Below are 17,018 nucleotides of genomic sequence, written 5' to 3'. Positions count from 1 at the left end.
TCTGGGCGGATTCGGGCAACTCCTACTAAGCATGCACTTACTGGACGACGTCTTCGCGCCGGTGCAATCATGCGGCGCAACCCGCCAGTTCCCCCCCGTTTTCTGGAAGGAGCCTCTGCGATGCAGGGCGACCCCGAGGTCCTCGAGTTCCTCAACGAGCAGCTCACCGGTGAGCTGACCGCGATCAACCAGTACTGGCTGCACTACCGCATCCAGGACAACAACGGCTGGACCAAGCTCGCCAAGTACACGCGCGAAGAGTCCATCGACGAGATGAAGCACGCGGACAGGATCACCGAGCGCATCCTGATGCTCGACGGTCTGCCGAACTACCAGCGGCTCTTCCACGTCCGGGTCGGCCAGACGGTCACCGAGATGTTCCAGGCGGACCGGCAGGTGGAGGTCGAGGCGATCGACCGCCTCAAGCGCGGGATCGAGGTGATGCGCACGAAGGGCGACATCACGTCGGCCAACATCTTCGAGGACATCCTCGAGGACGAGGAGCACCACATCGACTACCTGGACACCCAGCTCCAGCTGATCGAGCAGCTCGGCGAGGCGCTGTACATCGCGCAGCAGATCGAGCAGCCCAGCTGAGAAGCGTCCGCCCCTAAGCGGCTTCGTCCAGCTCGGCGAGGACCGGCTCGCCCTCTTCCGGGAGCATGGTCCCGGCCACGAGGTCACGGCGCGGGCAGCTGCCGCGGCCGAGGATCGCCTGGATCCGGCGGACGCACGAACCGCAGTCGGTACCGGCCTTGCAGGCGGAGGCGATCTGGCGGGGCGTGCAGGCACCCCCACCCGCGTGCTGCTGGACCTGCGCCTCGGTCACCTGGAAGCAGCTGCAGACGTACACGCGGATTCACCTCCCGCCGGGAACTTGATAAGGCCAACCTAACCTTACCCGGCGCTCAGGTGCCACAAAAGTGCTGTGGGGCGGGGATCGTATGTGATCCCCGCCCCACGGCACACTGCTGTAACAGGTGAACCGCCTACTGGTCCCTGTACATCTCAGCGACGAGGAAGGCCAGGTCGAGCGACTGGCTGCGGTTCAGCCGGGGGTCGCAGGCCGTCTCGTAGCGCTGGTGCAGATCGTCGACGAAGATCTCGTCGCCGCCGCCCACGCACTCGGTGACGTCGTCACCCGTGAGCTCGACGTGGATGCCGCCCGGGTGGGTGCCGAGGCCCTTGTGGACCTCGAAGAAGCCCTTCACCTCGTCGAGCACGTCGTCGAAGCGGCGGGTCTTGTGACCGGAGGCCGCCTCGTACGTGTTGCCGTGCATCGGGTCGGTGATCCAGGCGACGGTCGCGCCGGACGCGGTGACCTTCTCGACCAGCTCGGGCAGCTTGTCGCGGACCTTGTCCGCGCCCATCCGCACGATGAAGGTGAGCCGGCCGGGCTCGCGGTCCGGGTCGAGGCGCTCGATGTACTGCAGCGCGTCCTCGGCGGTCGTCGTCGGGCCGAGCTTGATGCCGATCGGGTTGCGGATCTGGGACGCGAACTCGATGTGCGCGCCGTCCAGTTGGCGGGTGCGCTCGCCGATCCACACCATGTGCCCGGAGACGTCGTAGAGCCGGCCGGTGCGGGAGTCGACGCGGGTCAGGGCCGACTCGTAGTCCAGCAGGAGCGCCTCGTGCGAGGAGTAGAACTCGACGGTCTTGAACTCCTCCGGGTCCGTGCCGCACGCCCGCATGAAGTTCAGCGCGCTGTCGATCTCGCGCGCGAGCTGCTCGTAGCGCTGGCCGGACGGGGACGACTTCACGAAGTCCTGGTTCCAGGCGTGCACCTGGCGCAGGTCGGCGTAACCGCCGGTGGTGAAGGCGCGGACCAGGTTGAGCGTGGAGGCGGACGCGTTGTACATCCGCTTCAGGCGCTCGGGGTCCGGGATGCGGGACTTCTCGTCGAAGGCGAAGCCGTTGACCGAGTCCCCTCGGTACGTCGGCAGGGTCACGCCGTCACGGGTCTCGGTGCCCTTGGAGCGCGGCTTCGAGTACTGGCCGGCGATCCGGCCGACCTTCACGACCGGCACGGAGGCCGCGTACGTGAGGACGGCGCCCATCTGGAGCAGGGTCTTCAGCTTGTTGCGGATGTGGTCGGCCGACACCGCGTCGAAGGCCTCGGCGCAGTCGCCGCCCTGGAGGAGGAACGCCTCTCCCTTGGCGACGGCCGCCAACCGGGCGCGCAGCTGGTCGCACTCGCCCGCGAAGACGAGCGGCGGATACGACTCGAGGTCCGCGATCACTGCGCGCAGAGCCTCGGTGTCGGGGTACTCGGGCTGCTGCGCCGCGGGCAGGTCTCGCCAGGTGTTGCCAGCGCTGGCGCTGGTCTTAGCGTTCACGGTCACGGCCTCAACATTACGGGGTCGTGTCGAGCTATTTTCGCGCGGCTCGACAGGTGAGACACCCGCTCGCTCAGGTGCGCGTGGGGTAGGGTGCCTCGCATGTTCGCGCATTCGACCCGTAACTGGTGGTGGACCGCTCATCCGGCGGCCCACTGACTGCGCGTACTCCCAGTACTCCGCGAAGGCCGCCCGAGGGGCGGCCTTCGGTGTGTCCGGGGTCCGTTCCTCTCCACGAGAAGGAACCAAGGACCCATGCATCTGGACGACCTGCTCAGCGATCCCCGCCCGTTCGCCCTGCTGCGCCGTCGCACCCCGGGCCACGACCAGGACGTGATCGAGGTCATGCGCGGCCCGGTCGCCTCCTACGACCGCCTCGCCGACCTCCCGGCCGAGGGCCTGGCGCTGATCCCCTTCCGCCAGATCCGCGAGCGCGGCTTCGACGTCCGCGACGACGGCACCCCGCTGACCTTCCTCACCCCCGAGGAGTCGTACGAGATCCCCCTCGCCGACGCCCTGGCGCAACTGCCCGCGCACGACGTCCGGGTCGAGGGCGGGGGTTTCGACGTCGACGACGAGGCCTACGGGGAGATCGTCGGGCGGGTGCTGCGGGAGGAGATCGGGCGGGGCGAGGGCGCCAACTTCGTCATCCGGCGGACGTACGAGGGCGAGATCCCGGGGTACGGCAGGGCCGAGGCGCTGGCGCTGTTCCGGCGGCTGCTGGTCGGGGAGCGGGGAGCGTACTGGACCTTCATCGTGCACACGGGCGATCGGACGCTCGTGGGCGCCAGCCCCGAGGTGCACGTCCGGATGTCGGGCGGGACCGTCGTCATGAACCCGATCAGCGGGACCTATCGCTATCCGGCCGAGGGCCCCACCCCCGAGCACCTGCTCTCCTTCCTCGCCGACGGGAAGGAGATCGAGGAGCTGTCGATGGTCGTCGACGAGGAGCTCAAGATGATGTGCACGGTCGGTGACATCGGCGGGGTCGTGATCGGGCCTCGGCTGAAGGAGATGGCCCATCTCGCGCACACCGAGTACGAGTTGCGCGGCCGTTCCTCGCTGGACGTGCGCGAGGTGCTGAAGGAGACGATGTTCGCGGCGACCGTCACCGGGTCGCCGGTGCAGAACGCCTGCCGGGTCATCGAGCGGCACGAGCTCGGCGGGCGCGGCTACTACGGCGCCGCACTCGCACTGCTCGGCCACGACTCGGGCGGTGCCCAGACCCTCGACTCCCCCATCCTCATCCGCACCGCCGACATCGACCCGGCCGGCCGGCTGCGGGTCCCGGTCGGCGCCACCCTGGTCCGCGGTTCGGACCCGGCGAGCGAGGTCGCGGAGACCCACGCGAAGGCGGCGGGGGTCCTGGCGGCTCTGGGCGTACGACCGTCCCGGCCGCGGGACGAGAGCACGCGGCCCCGGCTGGCCGACGACCCACGCGTGCGTGCCGCGCTCGACGGTCGCCGCGACTCGCTCGCCCCGTTCTGGCTGCGGATGCAGGAGCGGTCCGAGGAGCTGACCGGGCACGCGCTGGTCGTCGACGGGGAGGACACCTTCACCGCGATGCTCGCGCACGTGCTGCGGTCGAGCGGCCTCGACGTGACCGTGCGGCGGTACGACGAGGACGGGCTGCGGGAGGCGGTGCTCGCGCACGAGGGGCCCGTGGTGCTGGGTCCCGGGCCGGGCGACCCCTCCGACACGGCCGACCCGAAGATGCGGTTCCTTCGCGCGCTGACCGCCGAGGTCCTCCGGGCGAACCGGCACGGTGTCCTCGGCGTCTGCCTCGGGCACGAGCTGATCGCGGCGGAGCTGGGCCTGGAGATCGTACGGAAGGAGGTGCCGTACCAGGGGGCGCAGACGGTGATCGATCTGTTCGGGCGGGCGGAGACCGTCGGGTTCTACAACAGCTTCGTGGCGCGGTGCGACGACGAGGCCGCCGTCGAGCTGGCCGCGCACGGGGTCGAGGTGAGCCGGAGCGGGGCGGACGAGGTGCATGCGCTGCGCGGACCCGGATTCGCCGGTGTCCAGTTCCACCCGGAGTCGGTGCTGACGCTCGACGGGGCAGCTGTCGTACGGGAGTTGGTGGGTCAGCTGCGCGGGACGAGCACGTTCTCGGAGCGGCGGCCCTCCGTGTAGTCGAGGACGTTCCGGACGGTCGCCTCGATGATCTGGCCGACGGCGTCCTCGGTGTAGTACGCCTGGTGGGAGGTGACCAGGACGTTCGGGAAGGTGACCAGGCGGGCCAGGGTGTCGTCGTCGACGGCCTCCAGGGACTTGTCGAGGAAGAACAGGCCCGCCTCCGCCTCGTAGACATCGAGTCCCACGCCGGTGAAGCGGCCCTCGCGGAGTTCGGCGACGAGGGCCGCGGTGTCGATCAGGCCGCCGCGGCTGGAGTTGACGAGGATCGCGTCGTCCTTCATCACCTTCAGGGCGTCCGCGTCGATGAGCCGCTGGGTCGCCGGCATCAGCGGGACGTGCAGGGTGACGAGGTCGGACTCGGCGAGGAGCTGGTCCTTGGGGACGTAGGTCATGCCGAGTTCCACGCAGGCCGGGTTCTCGGTGACGTCCCAGCCGAGCAGGCGCATGCCGAAGCCGTGGGCGATCCGGGTGAACGCCTCGCCGATCCTGCCGGTGCCGAGGACGCCGACGGTACGGCCGCGCAGGTCGCGGCCCATCAGGCCGTCGAGCCGGAAGTCGAAGTCGCGGGTGCGGGTCGCGGCGCGGACGATACGGCGGTTGACGGCCATCGCGAGGGTCCACGCGAACTCGGCGACGGAGTACGGGGAGTAGGAGGAGACGCGGGCGACCGTGAGGCCGAGGCGTTCGGCGACCTCCAGGTCGATGTTGTTGAAGCCGGTGGAGCGCTGGGCGATGAGCTGGGTGCCGCCGGCCGCGAGGGTCTGCAGGACCCGGGGGTTCAGATCGGCGTTGACGCTGGTGGAGATGATCTCGTGCCCGGCGGCGATCGGCGCGGTGTCCTCGTCGAGGAAGACGCTCAGGCAGCGGATCTCGTGCCGGCCGGCGAACGCGCTCTCGATCAGCGGCTTCTCGTCGGCCTGGACGCCGAAGGCGAGGATCTCCACAAGCGCTCCCGTTCTGGTGGGTTATGGGCCGAATATACGGCCGATAACCCACCAGCGCCGGTTCAGCCGAAGAAGACGCCGACCTCCTCGTACAGCTTCGGATCGACCGTCTTGAGCTGGGCCGTGGCCTCCGCGATCGGGACGCGGACGATGTCCGTGCCGCGCAGGGCGACCATCTTGCCGAAGTCGCCGTCGCGGACGGCCTCGATGGCGTGCAGGCCGAAGCGGGTGGCGAGCCAGCGGTCGAAGGCGCTCGGGGTGCCGCCGCGCTGGATGTGCCCGAGGACGGTGGTGCGGGCCTCCTTGCCGGTCCGCTTCTCCAGCTCCTTGGCCAGCCACTCGCCGACCCCGGACAGCCGGACGTGCCCGAACGAGTCGAGCGTCCCGTCCTTCAGCACGACATCGCCGTCCTTGGGCATGGCCCCCTCCGCGACGACCACGATCGGGGCGTACGACGCCTTGAAACGCGAGGTGATCCAGGCGCACACCTGGTCCACGTCGAAGCGCTGCTCGGGGATGAGGATGACGTTGGCGCCGCCCGCGAGGCCGGAGTGGATGGCGATCCAGCCGGTGTGCCGGCCCATGACCTCGCAGACCAGGATGCGCATGTGCGACTCGGCGGTGGTGTGCAGCCGGTCGATCGCCTCGGTGGCGATGCCGACGGCGGTGTCGAAGCCGAAGGTGTAGTCGGTGGCGGACAGGTCGTTGTCGATGGTCTTCGGTACGCCGACGCAGGGCACGCCGCTCTCGTCCCAGAGCCGCCCGGCCACGCCGAGGGTGTCCTCGCCGCCGATCACGATGAGCGCGTCGACCTCCTGCGCGGCGAGGTTGTCCTTGATGCGCTGGATGCCGTTCTCCAGCTTGAGCGGGTTGGTGCGGGAGGAGCCGAGGATGGTGCCGCCGCGGGGCAGGATGCCCCGCACGGCGGGGATGTCGAGCCGGACGGTGTCACCTTCGAGCGGGCCTCGCCAGCCGTCCCGGTAGCCGACGAAACCGTAGCCGTACTCCTGCACGCCCTTGCGGACGATGCCCCGGATGACGGCGTTGAGTCCGGGGCAGTCGCCGCCTCCGGTCAGTACTCCGACGCGCATGGAAATATCCCTTCGCCGCGGTTTCCTGTGAGAGCCACGCTAATGGTGATCCAGGTCACAGAGGGATGGGCGGGAAGGTCAATTCGACTGAATTATGGGGGAGTTGATCTACACGACGGATCAACCGGCCCGGCTACGCGTCGTCGAGGCCGCGCTCTATGGCGTACCGGACCAGCTCCACACGGTTGTGCAGCTGGAGCTTGCCCAGGGTGTTCTGCACATGGTTCTGGACCGTGCGGTGCGAGATGACCAGGCGCTCGGCGATCTGCTTGTAGCTCAGGCCCTTGGCGACCAGGCGCAGCACCTCGGTCTCGCGGTCGGTGAGCTGGGGCGCCTTGGGCTCGTCGCTGCCGGCGGCCGGTGCCGGGTCGGAGGCCAGCCGGCGGTACTCGCCGAGGACCAGTCCGGCGAGGCCTGGGGTGAACACCGGATCGCCCACGGCCGTCCGGCGCACCGCGTCCAACAGCTCTTCCGTGGAAGCCGACTTGAGCAGATAGCCGGTCGCCCCCGACTTCACCGCCTCCAGCACGTCGGCGTGCTCGCCGCTCGCGGAGAGGACCAGGACGCGCAACGCCGGGTTGGCGCCCACCAGTTCCTTGCAGACCTGGACACCGGGCATCGCCGGCAGGTTCAGGTCGAGGACGAGGACGTCCGGGGCGGCGGCCTTCGCCCGCCGTACCGCCTGCTCGCCGTCACCGGCGGTGGCGACCACGTCGAAGCCCGACTCGGCCAGGTCGCGGGCGACGGCGTCGCGCCACATCGGGTGGTCGTCCACCACCATGACCCTGATCGGGCCCTGCTGCTCACTCATCGTGTCCCCGCCTTCCCCCGTGCCTTCGGTACCTTCAGCTCGACTTCCGTGCCCTGCCCGGGAATCGACACCAGCTCCGCGCTCCCGCCGAGCTCCCGCAGCCGCCCCCGGATCGACAGGGCGACCCCGAGCCGCCCCTCCCCCTCGGCTTGCGCGAGCCGCCCCTCGGGAATCCCGGGCCCGTCGTCCCGCACGGTCACCACGACCTCCCGGGGCTCGTCCTCGACCAGGATCCACGCCCGCGCGTCCTCACCGGCATGCCTGCGGACATTGTCCAGCGCGGCCCCGACGGCCGCGGCCAGCTCCTTCGCCGCGGGCGCGGGCAACGGCACCGGCGCCCCCGGCTCGGCGAAACTCACCTTCGCCGCGGCGTACGGCGCGAGCAGCGCCCGCAGATCGACCGCCCCCTCGCCTTCGTCCACGTCGTCCTCCTCCACGGCCCGCACGACCGCGCCCTCCGCCGCGTCCAGGGAGACCCGGGACACGGGCACCAGGCCGCCGGAGACCAGGGTGCGCAGCGCGATCTCCTGCTCGCCCGCCATCCGGCCCAGCTCGCCCGCCTCGCCGCCGAGGACGGCACCGCGCCGCTGGACCATCGCCAGCACCTGGAGGACGCCGTCGTGGATGTCACGGGCGAGGCGCTCCCGCTCCCGGGTGGTGGCCTCGATCTCCAGGGCGCGGGCGAGGGTGCGCTCGGAGGCGCGGGCGACCTCGACGACGTAGCCGATGGCGATGGAGGCGACCCAGACGAGGACGACGTTGTGCACGGTGTCGCGGGCCGGGGAGCCGCGCTCGATCAGGTTGGCGACGGCGACCGGGGTGGAGGCGAAGGCGGCCCAGCGCCAGCCGCCCTTGATGGCGTAGGCGAGGACCGAGCCCGCGGTCCATATCGACGGGAGGGTGGGGCCGCCGCTCTGTATGTGGTGGTCGTCGGCCGCGATCGGGGTGAGGACGATGCCGGTCAGCGCGATCGCGAGGTCGACGGCGAGGAAGCGCTTGGTGCAGGCGACCGCGCTCTGCACCCGGGGCAGGGTCGCGAGCGTCCAGACGACCAGGACGACGTAGAAGGCGATGGCGATGCCGGGGCGGTCGAACTCGTCGTAGGCGGAGGCGAACAGCCCGATCGCGTACAGCATGGTCAGCACGCGGTAGCCGCTCAGGGCACGCCAGAGCGGCTGCTCGACGGACATCCTGATGACGCGTACCCGCTTGGCCATCTCCCCCACCCCCGACACAGACTCCGGCCCGCCTAGGGGCTGGTCTGTTCCTTCTCCGTCTGCGCGAGCGCGGCCTTGGCCGCCTTGTCCGCTTCCTTGTCGGCCTTCGCCGCGTCCGCGATCCGGCGCTTGGCCGCCGTCGCGTAGATGTCGACGTACTCCTGGCCGGAGAGCTTCATGATCTCGTACATGACCTCGTCGGTCACCGCGCGGAGGACGAAGCGGTCGTGCTCCATGCCGTTGTACCGGCCGAAGTCGAGCGGCTTGCCGATCCGGATGCCCGGGCGCATCAGCTTGGGCATGACCTTGCCGGGCGGCTGGATCTTCTCCGTGTCGATCATCGCGACCGGGATCACCGGAGCGCCGGTGGCGAGCGCCACGCGCGCGAGGCCACCGGGTTTGCCGCGGTAGAGACGGCCGTCAGGGGAGCGCGTGCCCTCCGGATAGATACCGAACAGCTCACCGCGCTCCAGGACGTCGATCCCGGCCTTGACCGCGGCCTCGCCCGCCCCGCGCGCACCGGAGCGGTCCACCGGAAGCTGGCCCGCGCCCTTGAAGAACGCGGCCGTCAGCTTGCCCTTCACCCCGGGTGTCGTGAAGTACTCGGCCTTCGCGATGAAGGTGACCTTGCGGTCCAGCACCGCGGGCAGGAAGAACGAGTCCGAGAACGAGAGGTGATTGCTCGCCAGGATCGCGGCGCCCTCGTCCGGAATGTTCTCCAGGCCCTCCACCCAGGGTCGGAAGGCGACCTTCAGCGGTCCCCCGATGGCGACCTTCATCGTGCCGTACAACAACCGAGTGCCTCCCGTGTCTGTCGATCAGACCTTAACCCGGAGCACCGTCAAAGGACCCGACGACCCTGGTCGGTGTCAGTGCGGTCGCGTACGGTTAACCGCACCTGGACTTGTTCACACCCCTCTCAAGCACATCCCTCTCATGGACACGCGTCTCACGAACACGCCCCTCTCATGAACAGGAGACCGAAGGTGCCGGTCCTCCCCGGAGCCGAGCCGTACCGCCACGAGGGCGGGGAGGTCGGAGTTCTCCTCTGCCACGGCTTCACCGGTTCCCCGCAGTCGCTGCGCCCCTGGGCGGAGTACTTGGCCGAGCGCGGCCTCACCGTGTCGCTGCCGCTGCTGCCCGGGCACGGCACCCGCTGGGAGGACATGCAGCTCACCGGCTGGCAGGACTGGTACGCGGAGGTGGACCGCGAGCTGCGCGCCCTGCGCGAGCGCTGCTCGCAGGTCTTCGTCGCGGGCCTGTCCATGGGCGGCGCGCTGGCCCTGCGGCTGGCCGCGAAGCACGGCGACGAGATCAGCGGTGTCGTGGTCGTCAACCCGGGCATCAAGGTGCACGGCCTCGCGGCGTACGCCCTTCCGGTGGCCCGCCATCTGGTGCGTACAGCACCGGGCATCGCCAGCGACATCGCGAAGGAGGGCAGCGAGGAGGTCGGCTACGACAAGGTGCCGCTGCACTCCGCGCACTCCCTGCGTATTTTCTTCCGCCTCGTCGACAGCGAGCTGCCCCAGGTCACCCAGCCGCTCCTGCTGCTGCACAGCCCCCAGGACCATGTGGTCCCGCCGGCCGACTCGGCCCGTGTCCTCGGCCGGGTCTCCTCCGCGGACGTGACGGAGATCCTGCTGGAACAGAGCTACCACGTCGCGACGTTGGACCACGACGCGGACCGGATTTTCGAGGAGAGCTTCGCGTTCATCGGCCGGCTCGCACCCAGTGTCGGCAAGCAGGCGTCCGACACGGGCCGGGTGAGCGAGCAGGAAGGGACGGCCACAGGTGGCTGAGCACGACTCCGACCGCGAGGGCCTCGAACCGGACGAGCAGGGCGTCCCGTTCGACGAGGAGGCCGCGTGGGCCGCGATCGTCGCGGGGTACGGCGAGGAGCCCAAGGATCCGCCGGGCGCCAAGCCGTTCAAGTCGATCGAGGACCTGGCACTGCTCGACCCCGAGAAGAACGACGCCGAGCCCGCGGAGAAGGCCGACAAGGCCGAGAAGACGGACAGGGCGCAGCAGGCCGACGCCGAGGAGCCGCCCGCGCCCGCCAAGCCGCTGGGCAGCTCGGTCTCCTTCGCGCCCGGGGTCGGCGGACCCCGCGACTACTCCGCGCCGGCCTCCTCCGAGGAGGACTTCGACGAGGACGACGAGGGCCACTTCGTACCGCCGGAGCCGCCGCCGCTGCCGTCCGCCGACACCACGGCCAAGTTCGCCTGGCTCGGGGTGATCGGCGGGCCGATCCTGCTGCTGCTCGCGGTGCTGCTCAGCTGGGACATGACCTGGTGGCTGGCGACCATCGGCATCGGCGGGTTCCTGGGCGGCTTCGGCACGCTGGTGATGCGGATGCGGACGGACGAGGAGGACGGGGACGACCCCGGACGCGGGGCCGTCGTCTAACTCGCGGGCACCCTGAGGGCGGCCAGGACCGGGAAGTGGTCCGTGGCCGCCCTCACGTCTGCCTCCGTGACGCCGGGCAGGCCCAGCGGTACCCCGCAGCCGAGGACCTCGATGCCGTGCGAGGCGAAGATCGCGTCGATGCGCTGGAAGGGGTTGCCGGGGGTCCAGGTGTACTCCTCGCCCCAGGGGGCGGTGGCCCGGCAGTCCTGCAGTTCCTTGGCCAGCCGCTCGAAGGTCCGGCCGTCGGGGCGGTCGTTGAGGTCGCCGCCCGCGATCACGTGGTCCACGCCCATGCCGGCCAGCCGGTCGAGGAGCATGCCGCCCTGCTCGTAGCGCTCGTCCTGGCGGAGGCTCAGGTGGCAGCTGAGGACGCCCAGTCGGGTGCCGCCGATCCGTACGACCGCGGTCGCGAAGCCGCGGCGGTGTTCGCCGGGGGTCAGGGGGAGGAGTACGTCCTCCGAGCGCTCGACGGTCGCCCGGAGCGAGCACAGCAGGGCGGGGCCCGCGGCGGTGCCTCCGCCGCCGAGGACGACGAGGTCGGACGCGGCTGCCAGGCGGGCCAGTTTCTTGCGCCAGCGGAAGAAACGGGGGGCTTCCTGGAGCAGGACGAGGTCCGGGGCGCAGGCGCGGATGATCCGGGCCAGGGCGTCGGTGTCGTCGCGCAGTGAGCGGATGTTGTAGCTCAGGACGCGGATGATCGCTGAACCGTCGGGTTCGGTGCGGGAGTTGGGGAGCGGCGCCATGTGGATCAATCTACGCCTGACGGGTCGGGGGGCGGGGTACGTGGGCCGCCGGCGGTTGTGTGTGGCTTGTCGCGCAGTTCCTCGCGCCCCTTAAAGGCAGGAAGTGGGGCGCGCGGTTCGTGGGTGAGTGCCAGTTGTGTGTGGCTGGTCGCGCCGTTCCCCGCGCCCCTTAAAGGCAGGAAGCGGGGCGCGCGGCTCGTGGGCGAGTGCCAGTCGTGTGTGGCTTGTCGCGCCGTTCCCCGCGCCCCTGAAAAGCAGGAAGCGGGGCGCAAGGTTCGTGGGCGAGTGCCAGTTGTGTGTGGCTGGTCGCGCAGTTCCTCGCGCCCCTGAAAAGCAGGAAGCGGGGCGCAAGGTTCGTGGGTGAGTGCCAGTTGTGTGTGGCTTGTCGCGCAGTTCCTCGCGCCCCTGAAAGGCAGGAAGTGGGGCGCGCGGCTCGTGGGTGAGTGCCAGTTGTGTGTGGCTTGTCGCGGTGTTCCTCGCGGCGCTTAGAAGCAAAAAAGTGGGGCGCGAGGTTCGTGGCGACTGCCGGTTGTGTGTGGCTGGTCGCGCGGTTCCTCGCGCCCCTTGAGAGCGCAGGCAAAGGAAGGGGGTTTACATGATCGGGTCCGGTTCTCTGGCGAGGTCTGCTGCTCCGACCATGCCTGCCTTGTTGCCGAGTTGGGCGGCGATCACGTCGGCCACCGGGCGCCAGTTGCCGCCCACCAGCCAGCGTTTGTAGGACTTGCGGATCGGGTCGAGGACCAGTTCACCCTCGTCCGAGAGGCCGCCGCCGACGATGAACGCGGAGGGGTCGAAGAGCGAGGCCAGGTCGGCGAGGCCGGCGCCGGCCCAGCGGGCCAGTTCGCGGTACGAGTCGACCGCGACCGGGTCACCCTGCCGGGCGGCCATGGAGATGTGCTTGCCCTCGATGCCCTCGGGGGTGCCGTCGCCGAGCGAGAGCAGCACCTCCGCGGACTCGGGGGTCGCGTTCGCGCGCTGCTTGGCGTAGCGCACGAGGGCACGGCCCGACGCGTACTGCTCCCAGCAGCCCTGTGATCCGCAGCCGCACAGCAGCCCGTCCGGCACCATCCGGATGTGCCCGAACTCGGCGGCCACCCCGAAGTGTCCGCGGCGCAGCTTGTTGCCGATGATGATGCCGCCGCCGAGGCCGGTGCCGAGCGTGATGCAGATGACGTTCCGGTGGCCCTTGCCCGCACCGAACTTGTACTCGCCCCAGGCCGCGGCGTTCGCGTCGTTCTCCACGACGACGGGGAGGCCCACGCGGGCCTCGACCTTCTCCTTCAGCGGCTCCTGGCGCCAGTCGATGTTCGGCGCGAAGTAGACCGTGGAACGCTGGCGGTTGACGTATCCGGCGGCACCGATGCCCACGCCGACGATCTCGTGCCCGGCGCGCGCCCCGTCGACCGCGGCGGCGATGGCGTCCACGATGCCCTCGGCCGTGCCCGGGGTCGGCACCTTGTGGGTCGAGAGGATGTTGCCTTCCTCGTCGACCACCCCGGCCGCGATCTTGGTGCCGCCGATATCGACGCCGATGGTGAGTCCCATGAATCCCTCAGTTTCGGTCGAGCCCCGCTACGGCCCACCGTACCCGAGCGCCTGCCGCCGGAATCGCGTCGTTCGCCCGTAGGGCATGGCCGACGGGGTCCGGTGCGTGGAGCCGCGGGGCGCGGAAGGGGGTCATGGCCGAGCCGTGCCACCGACGACAACGCCGCAGATCCGCGTGCCGGACCCCACCGGGCGGACGCGCGTCCGGCGGCAGGACCTCGGGGCCTCTAGTCCAGGTCGATGCGTTCGCCGGGGCCGGAGTCGTCTCCGCCGTCGCCGTGATCGTTCTTGAGGTCCTTCAGTTCGCGGTCGCGGGACGTCCAGCGCTGTTCCTGGGCCTGGACGGCGGAGCGGTACGCGGCGAGGAGTTCGTTGCCCGCGGCCGCGAGGTGGTCGAAGACGTCCGGGTTGCGCTCGATGACGGGCTCGACGGCGGCCCTGGCCTGCTGGACGACCTGCTTGACCACCTGCTGGGCGGCCGGTCCCGCGACCTGGCCGAGCAGCGGGGACTGGAGGCCGGACAGCTTGTCCGCGACGGTGTCGACGAGCTTGCGCAGTTCCTCGGCGGCCGAGCCGGGCGGCGGGCCGTACTCGGTGCGGCGGCGGGCCTTCTCCGCGGCGAGGTCTTCGGCGGCCGCCGTCGCCCAGGCGTCGGCGTCGGACGCCCGCACCTCGTCGCGCGCCTCTTCCGCTCCGGCCTCGGACGGGGGGAGGTCTTCGCTCATGACGGACTCCTGACTACGGTTCGTCTCTACGACGTTACCCGAATGGGCGTACGTGCTTCACGGCCGCGCACCCACCAATCCTCACCGTCCCTGCGGCCACAGGTCCGGGTCGGGGGCGAAGCGGATGCGCAGTTCGCCCTCGCGCAGGGCGGCGCCGGCGACCGTGCAGCGGCGCAGGGCCGACGGCAGCGGCACGATCCGGCGGAACCGGCCGACGGTGACGACGAGTTCGTCACCGCGCCGGATCAGGTCGAGCTCGTCGCGTATCGCGCCGGGCAGCGGGATGTGCCAGACCAGCACGCCGTCCTCGGCCAGCCGGTCGGTCACCGGCCACTCGACGGCGGAACCGGCCTCGTCCGCTCCGGGCACGGCGAGCGCGGCGAGGTCGTCGGTGCCGCGCGGATCGTGGCCGAGGTGACGGACGGTCCGGACGTCGTACGTCCCCTGCCACTCGTCCAGCGTCTTGCGCTGCTGCGCGTTGAGACCGGCGAGCCAGGTGTCCTCGACCGACTCGGGCAGCACCCGGTTGGCGACCAGCACGTCGGGGCGCAGGCCGCGCAGGGCGAGCGCGAGTCCGGCCGCGCGGACCGCGTCGGCACCGGCCGGTCCGGGCTCGGCGACCAGTCGTACAGCCGTGTTCCGGTCGGCGAGAACCGCTTCGACGGCGGCCAGTTCGACGTCCCAGCGGCCTGCCGTGTCGTAGAGCCACTCGGAGGGCATCGGGACGCCGGCGAGGCGGCCGAGGACCGGGCGGAGGGCGCGGGCCGCCTGGCGCTCCGCGGGGAGGAGGCGGCGGAGGTAGCGGCGGAGTTCCTCGGGGAGGGCGAGGAGCGCGAGCGCGTGGGGGGTCGGTGGGAGGTCTACGACGAGGAGGTCGTACCTCTCGGACAGGGCCGCGTCCCTGAGGGCCCGGAGGAGGGCCAGTTCCTCGGCGCCGGGGAGGGGGGTCAGTTCTTCCGCGTCCAGGCGGGCGGCGCCCAGGAGTTCGAGGGCGGTCGCGGCTCTGTCCTGGAAGGCGGTGAGGTCCGCGCGGAAGGACTCCGTGGCGTCGGGGCGCCATGCCGTGAGGTTCTCGGCGGCCTGGGTGGGGGCCGCTCCCGTCACCACGCCCAGGGCGGCGCCCAGAGTGTCCGCGCGGTCGGCGCCCAGGACCAGGGTCCGGGTGCCGGTGCGGGCGGCGGCTTGTGCGGTGGCTGCGGCGAGGGTGCTTCGGCCGCTGCCGCCTGGGCCGGTGATCAGGAGGGTACGCATATGAGTGAACGGTAGTCGCTCGGTGGGGGTTGGGCGCCGTTGCCGGGGGCTCCGCCCCCGGACCCCCGTCGGCCCTGAAGGGGCCTCGTCCTCAAACGCCGGACGGGCTGAGACATACCGGCCTGGGTCAGAAGGCGCCGGAAGGGCTGGGTGGTGCCGACCAGGGCTGTGAAGTGAAGCCCCTCGACGCCCCCTTACTTCTCCCCCGACTCCACGCGCTTCTTCAACCCCGCCAGCGCCCGGTCGATGATGACCTTCTCGGCCTTGCGCTTGATCATGCCCAGCATGGGGATCTTGACGTCGACCGTGAGGAGGTAGGTGACCTCCGTCGCCCCGGTGCCCGCGGACTTGAGGATGTAGGAGCCGTCGAGGGAGCGGAGCATCTGGGACTTGACCAGGGTCCAGGACACCTCGTTGTCGCCGGTCCAGGTGTACGCGAGGGTCTGGTCGTCCTTGATCGCGCCGGCGTCCATGACGAGGCGGACCTGTTCGGCGCGGCCCCGTGCGTCGGTCTTGAGGACGTCCGCCTCCTTCACCTCACCGGTCCAGTCCGGGTAGCGGGCGAAGTCGGCGATCACTTCCATCACATCGGCCGGTGCCGCCTCGATCGTGATGCTCGAACTGGTGTGTTCCGCCATCGCTGTGGCTCCTCCAGATGCGGACCGGCAGGGCGTCGTCGTGCGCGTGTGCGTGCAGCGTGAAGGCTACCTCCCCGCCAACCCCCTTACCGCACCCCCTACCTGCGGACATCAGGGGGTGATCACCATTCCAGCGCCCAGGACTTGCCGGTCCCGGCGAAGTGGCCGACGTTGACGCACTCGGTGGCCCCGATCCGCATCCGCCGTACGAGCGGCTGGTGGACGTGTCCGAACAGTGAGTAGCGGGGTCGGGTGCGGCGGATGGCGTCCAGGAGGGCGCGGCTGCCGCGTTCGAAGCGGCGCGCGACGGTGTCGTAGACCAGCTCGGGGACCTCGGGCGGGATGTGGGTGCAGAGGACGTCGACCTCGCCCACCGCCTCGATCTTGGCCGCGTACTCCTCGTCGCTGATCTCGTAGGGGGTGCGCATGGGGGTGCGGAGGCCGCCGCCGACGAAGCCGAAGGTCCGGCCGCCGATCTCGACGCGCTGGCCGTCGAGGACGGTGGTTCCGGGGGCGGCGTACTCGGGCCAGAGGGCCGGCATGTCGACGTTGCCGTAGGTGGCGTACGTCGGAGTGGGGAAGGCGGCGAACATCTCGGCGTACTGTTTGCGGACCGCCTTCTCGATCAGGGTCGCGCGGTCGCCGCCGACCGAGTCCCAGAGGCGGGCGCCGAGTGCGCGGGCCTCCTCGAAGCGGCGGGCCGTGCGGAGCTCGACGAGGCGGTCGGCGTTCTCCTCGCCGAAGAGTTCGGGGAAGATCCCGCGCGTGTGATCGGCGTAGTCGAGGAACAGGACCAGGTCGCCCAGGCAGATCAGGGCGTCGGCACCCTCGCCGGATCTGGCCAGGTCACGGGCGTTGCCGTGCACGTCGCTGACCACATGGATGCGCGTCCCGGAGTTTCCGGCGGGTGTGGGTGCCATGACGATCAAGCGTAGGCGTGTGCGGCAAACGTGAACAGTGGCGGCCGGGCCTGCCGTTACTGGCCAGTCAAGAAAGGCGTGGACTACTGTGCGCGAGGAAACACCAATCTGTGTGACGCAGCGAACATCTCGCCGGGACCCCCTGTCGTAGGAGCCATACCGGCGGGTAACGTCCGGGCAGTCCAGTCGTGCTCAGGATTTCAACCACCGGGTCCTGACGCACCTGCCCGAGCCGTGGACCGGACCGTCGCA

General features: G+C 70.6%; 18 protein-coding genes. 5 read left to right on the top strand and 13 right to left on the bottom strand.

The window, feature by feature from the left end; all coding sequences use genetic code 11:
• Positions 1-120: 120 nt before the first annotated feature.
• Complete coding sequence (gene bfr / locus OHT77_RS32360) at positions 121-597, top strand: bacterioferritin (RefSeq protein ID WP_328831942.1); 477 nt, start codon at positions 121-123, stop codon at positions 595-597.
• 13 nt (positions 598-610) lie between these two features.
• On the opposite strand, the gene OHT77_RS32355 is transcribed toward bfr, so the two are convergent.
• Complete coding sequence (locus OHT77_RS32355; protein ID WP_266767825.1) at positions 611-853, bottom strand: (2Fe-2S)-binding protein; 243 nt, start codon at positions 851-853, stop codon at positions 611-613.
• Positions 854-989: 136 nt separating this feature from the next.
• The gene (locus OHT77_RS32350) at positions 990-2,342 is read right to left on the bottom strand and encodes a class II 3-deoxy-7-phosphoheptulonate synthase (RefSeq protein ID WP_266767826.1); all 1,353 of its coding nucleotides are present in this window, start codon (positions 2,340-2,342) and stop codon (positions 990-992) included.
• Between the two features lie 96 nt (positions 2,343-2,438).
• Between OHT77_RS32350 and OHT77_RS45075 the strand changes: the two genes are divergently transcribed.
• Positions 2,439-2,495: a trp operon leader peptide gene (locus tag OHT77_RS45075; protein ID WP_073735655.1), complete on the top strand. Its 57-nt coding sequence runs from the start codon at positions 2,439-2,441 to the stop codon at positions 2,493-2,495.
• Positions 2,496-2,591: 96 nt separating this feature from the next.
• Entirely contained in the window at positions 2,592-4,472 is a 1,881-nt protein-coding gene (locus OHT77_RS32345) for an anthranilate synthase family protein (RefSeq protein ID WP_328831941.1), read from the top strand.
• On the opposite strand, the gene OHT77_RS32340 is transcribed toward OHT77_RS32345, so the two are convergent.
• From OHT77_RS32340 to OHT77_RS32320, 5 genes are all read right to left on the bottom strand, one after another.
• Entirely contained in the window at positions 4,424-5,419 is a 996-nt protein-coding gene (locus OHT77_RS32340; protein ID WP_328831940.1) for a 2-hydroxyacid dehydrogenase, read from the bottom strand. The genes OHT77_RS32345 and OHT77_RS32340 overlap by 49 nt on opposite strands.
• Before the next feature lie 62 nt (positions 5,420-5,481).
• Positions 5,482-6,510 carry a 6-phosphofructokinase gene (locus tag OHT77_RS32335; RefSeq protein WP_328831939.1) on the bottom strand — a complete coding sequence of 343 codons (1,029 nt, stop codon included), beginning with the start codon at positions 6,508-6,510 and terminating at the stop codon, positions 5,482-5,484.
• A 133-nt stretch (positions 6,511-6,643) separates the two neighbouring features.
• Positions 6,644-7,321, bottom strand: a complete 678-nt coding sequence (locus tag OHT77_RS32330) for a response regulator (RefSeq protein ID WP_266767830.1) — start codon at positions 7,319-7,321, stop codon at positions 6,644-6,646.
• The gene (gene macS / locus OHT77_RS32325; RefSeq protein ID WP_328831938.1) at positions 7,318-8,538 is read right to left on the bottom strand and encodes a MacS family sensor histidine kinase; all 1,221 of its coding nucleotides are present in this window, start codon (positions 8,536-8,538) and stop codon (positions 7,318-7,320) included. Before macS ends, OHT77_RS32330 begins: the two co-directional genes overlap by 4 nt.
• A 32-nt stretch (positions 8,539-8,570) precedes the next feature.
• A complete protein-coding gene (locus OHT77_RS32320) occupies positions 8,571-9,317 on the bottom strand; it encodes a lysophospholipid acyltransferase family protein (protein WP_328834413.1) in 747 nt (248 codons plus the stop codon).
• Between the two features lie 207 nt (positions 9,318-9,524).
• Here OHT77_RS32320 and OHT77_RS32315 point away from each other — a divergent pair, with 207 nt between their 5' ends.
• Both OHT77_RS32315 and OHT77_RS32310 read left to right on the top strand, forming a co-directional pair.
• The gene (locus OHT77_RS32315) at positions 9,525-10,337 is read left to right on the top strand and encodes an alpha/beta hydrolase (RefSeq protein WP_328834412.1); all 813 of its coding nucleotides are present in this window, start codon (positions 9,525-9,527) and stop codon (positions 10,335-10,337) included.
• The gene (locus OHT77_RS32310) at positions 10,330-10,944 is read left to right on the top strand and encodes a hypothetical protein (RefSeq protein ID WP_328831937.1); all 615 of its coding nucleotides are present in this window, start codon (positions 10,330-10,332) and stop codon (positions 10,942-10,944) included. Before OHT77_RS32315 ends, OHT77_RS32310 begins: the two co-directional genes overlap by 8 nt.
• On the opposite strand, the gene OHT77_RS32305 is transcribed toward OHT77_RS32310, so the two are convergent.
• The 6 genes from OHT77_RS32305 to OHT77_RS32280 form a co-directional block, all read right to left on the bottom strand.
• Positions 10,941-11,687, bottom strand: coding sequence for an endonuclease/exonuclease/phosphatase family protein (locus OHT77_RS32305; protein ID WP_328831935.1), 747 nt, complete (start codon positions 11,685-11,687; stop codon positions 10,941-10,943). The genes OHT77_RS32310 and OHT77_RS32305 overlap by 4 nt on opposite strands.
• A gap of 591 nt (positions 11,688-12,278) precedes the next feature.
• Positions 12,279-13,232 (bottom strand): ROK family glucokinase, encoded by a 954-nt coding sequence (locus OHT77_RS32300; protein ID WP_033284421.1) that lies wholly within the window; start codon positions 13,230-13,232, stop codon positions 12,279-12,281.
• Positions 13,233-13,459: 227 nt separating this feature from the next.
• Positions 13,460-13,957 (bottom strand): DUF5304 domain-containing protein, encoded by a 498-nt coding sequence (locus OHT77_RS32295; protein WP_328831934.1) that lies wholly within the window; start codon positions 13,955-13,957, stop codon positions 13,460-13,462.
• An 81-nt stretch (positions 13,958-14,038) separates the two neighbouring features.
• Complete coding sequence (locus OHT77_RS32290; RefSeq protein WP_328831932.1) at positions 14,039-15,208, bottom strand: ArsA family ATPase; 1,170 nt, start codon at positions 15,206-15,208, stop codon at positions 14,039-14,041.
• 194 nt (positions 15,209-15,402) lie between these two features.
• Complete coding sequence (locus OHT77_RS32285) at positions 15,403-15,846, bottom strand: SRPBCC family protein (RefSeq protein ID WP_328831930.1); 444 nt, start codon at positions 15,844-15,846, stop codon at positions 15,403-15,405.
• Between the two features lie 122 nt (positions 15,847-15,968).
• Positions 15,969-16,724 carry a metallophosphoesterase family protein gene (locus OHT77_RS32280; protein WP_328834411.1) on the bottom strand — a complete coding sequence of 252 codons (756 nt, stop codon included), beginning with the start codon at positions 16,722-16,724 and terminating at the stop codon, positions 15,969-15,971.
• Positions 16,725-17,018: the final 294 nt, after the last annotated feature.

The organism is Streptomyces sp. NBC_00252 (assembly GCF_036187565.1).
Taxonomy (GTDB): domain Bacteria; phylum Actinomycetota; class Actinomycetes; order Streptomycetales; family Streptomycetaceae; genus Streptomyces.
Note: the sequence above shows the minus strand (reverse complement) of the source record. Positions and strands in the feature narration are given on the sequence as shown.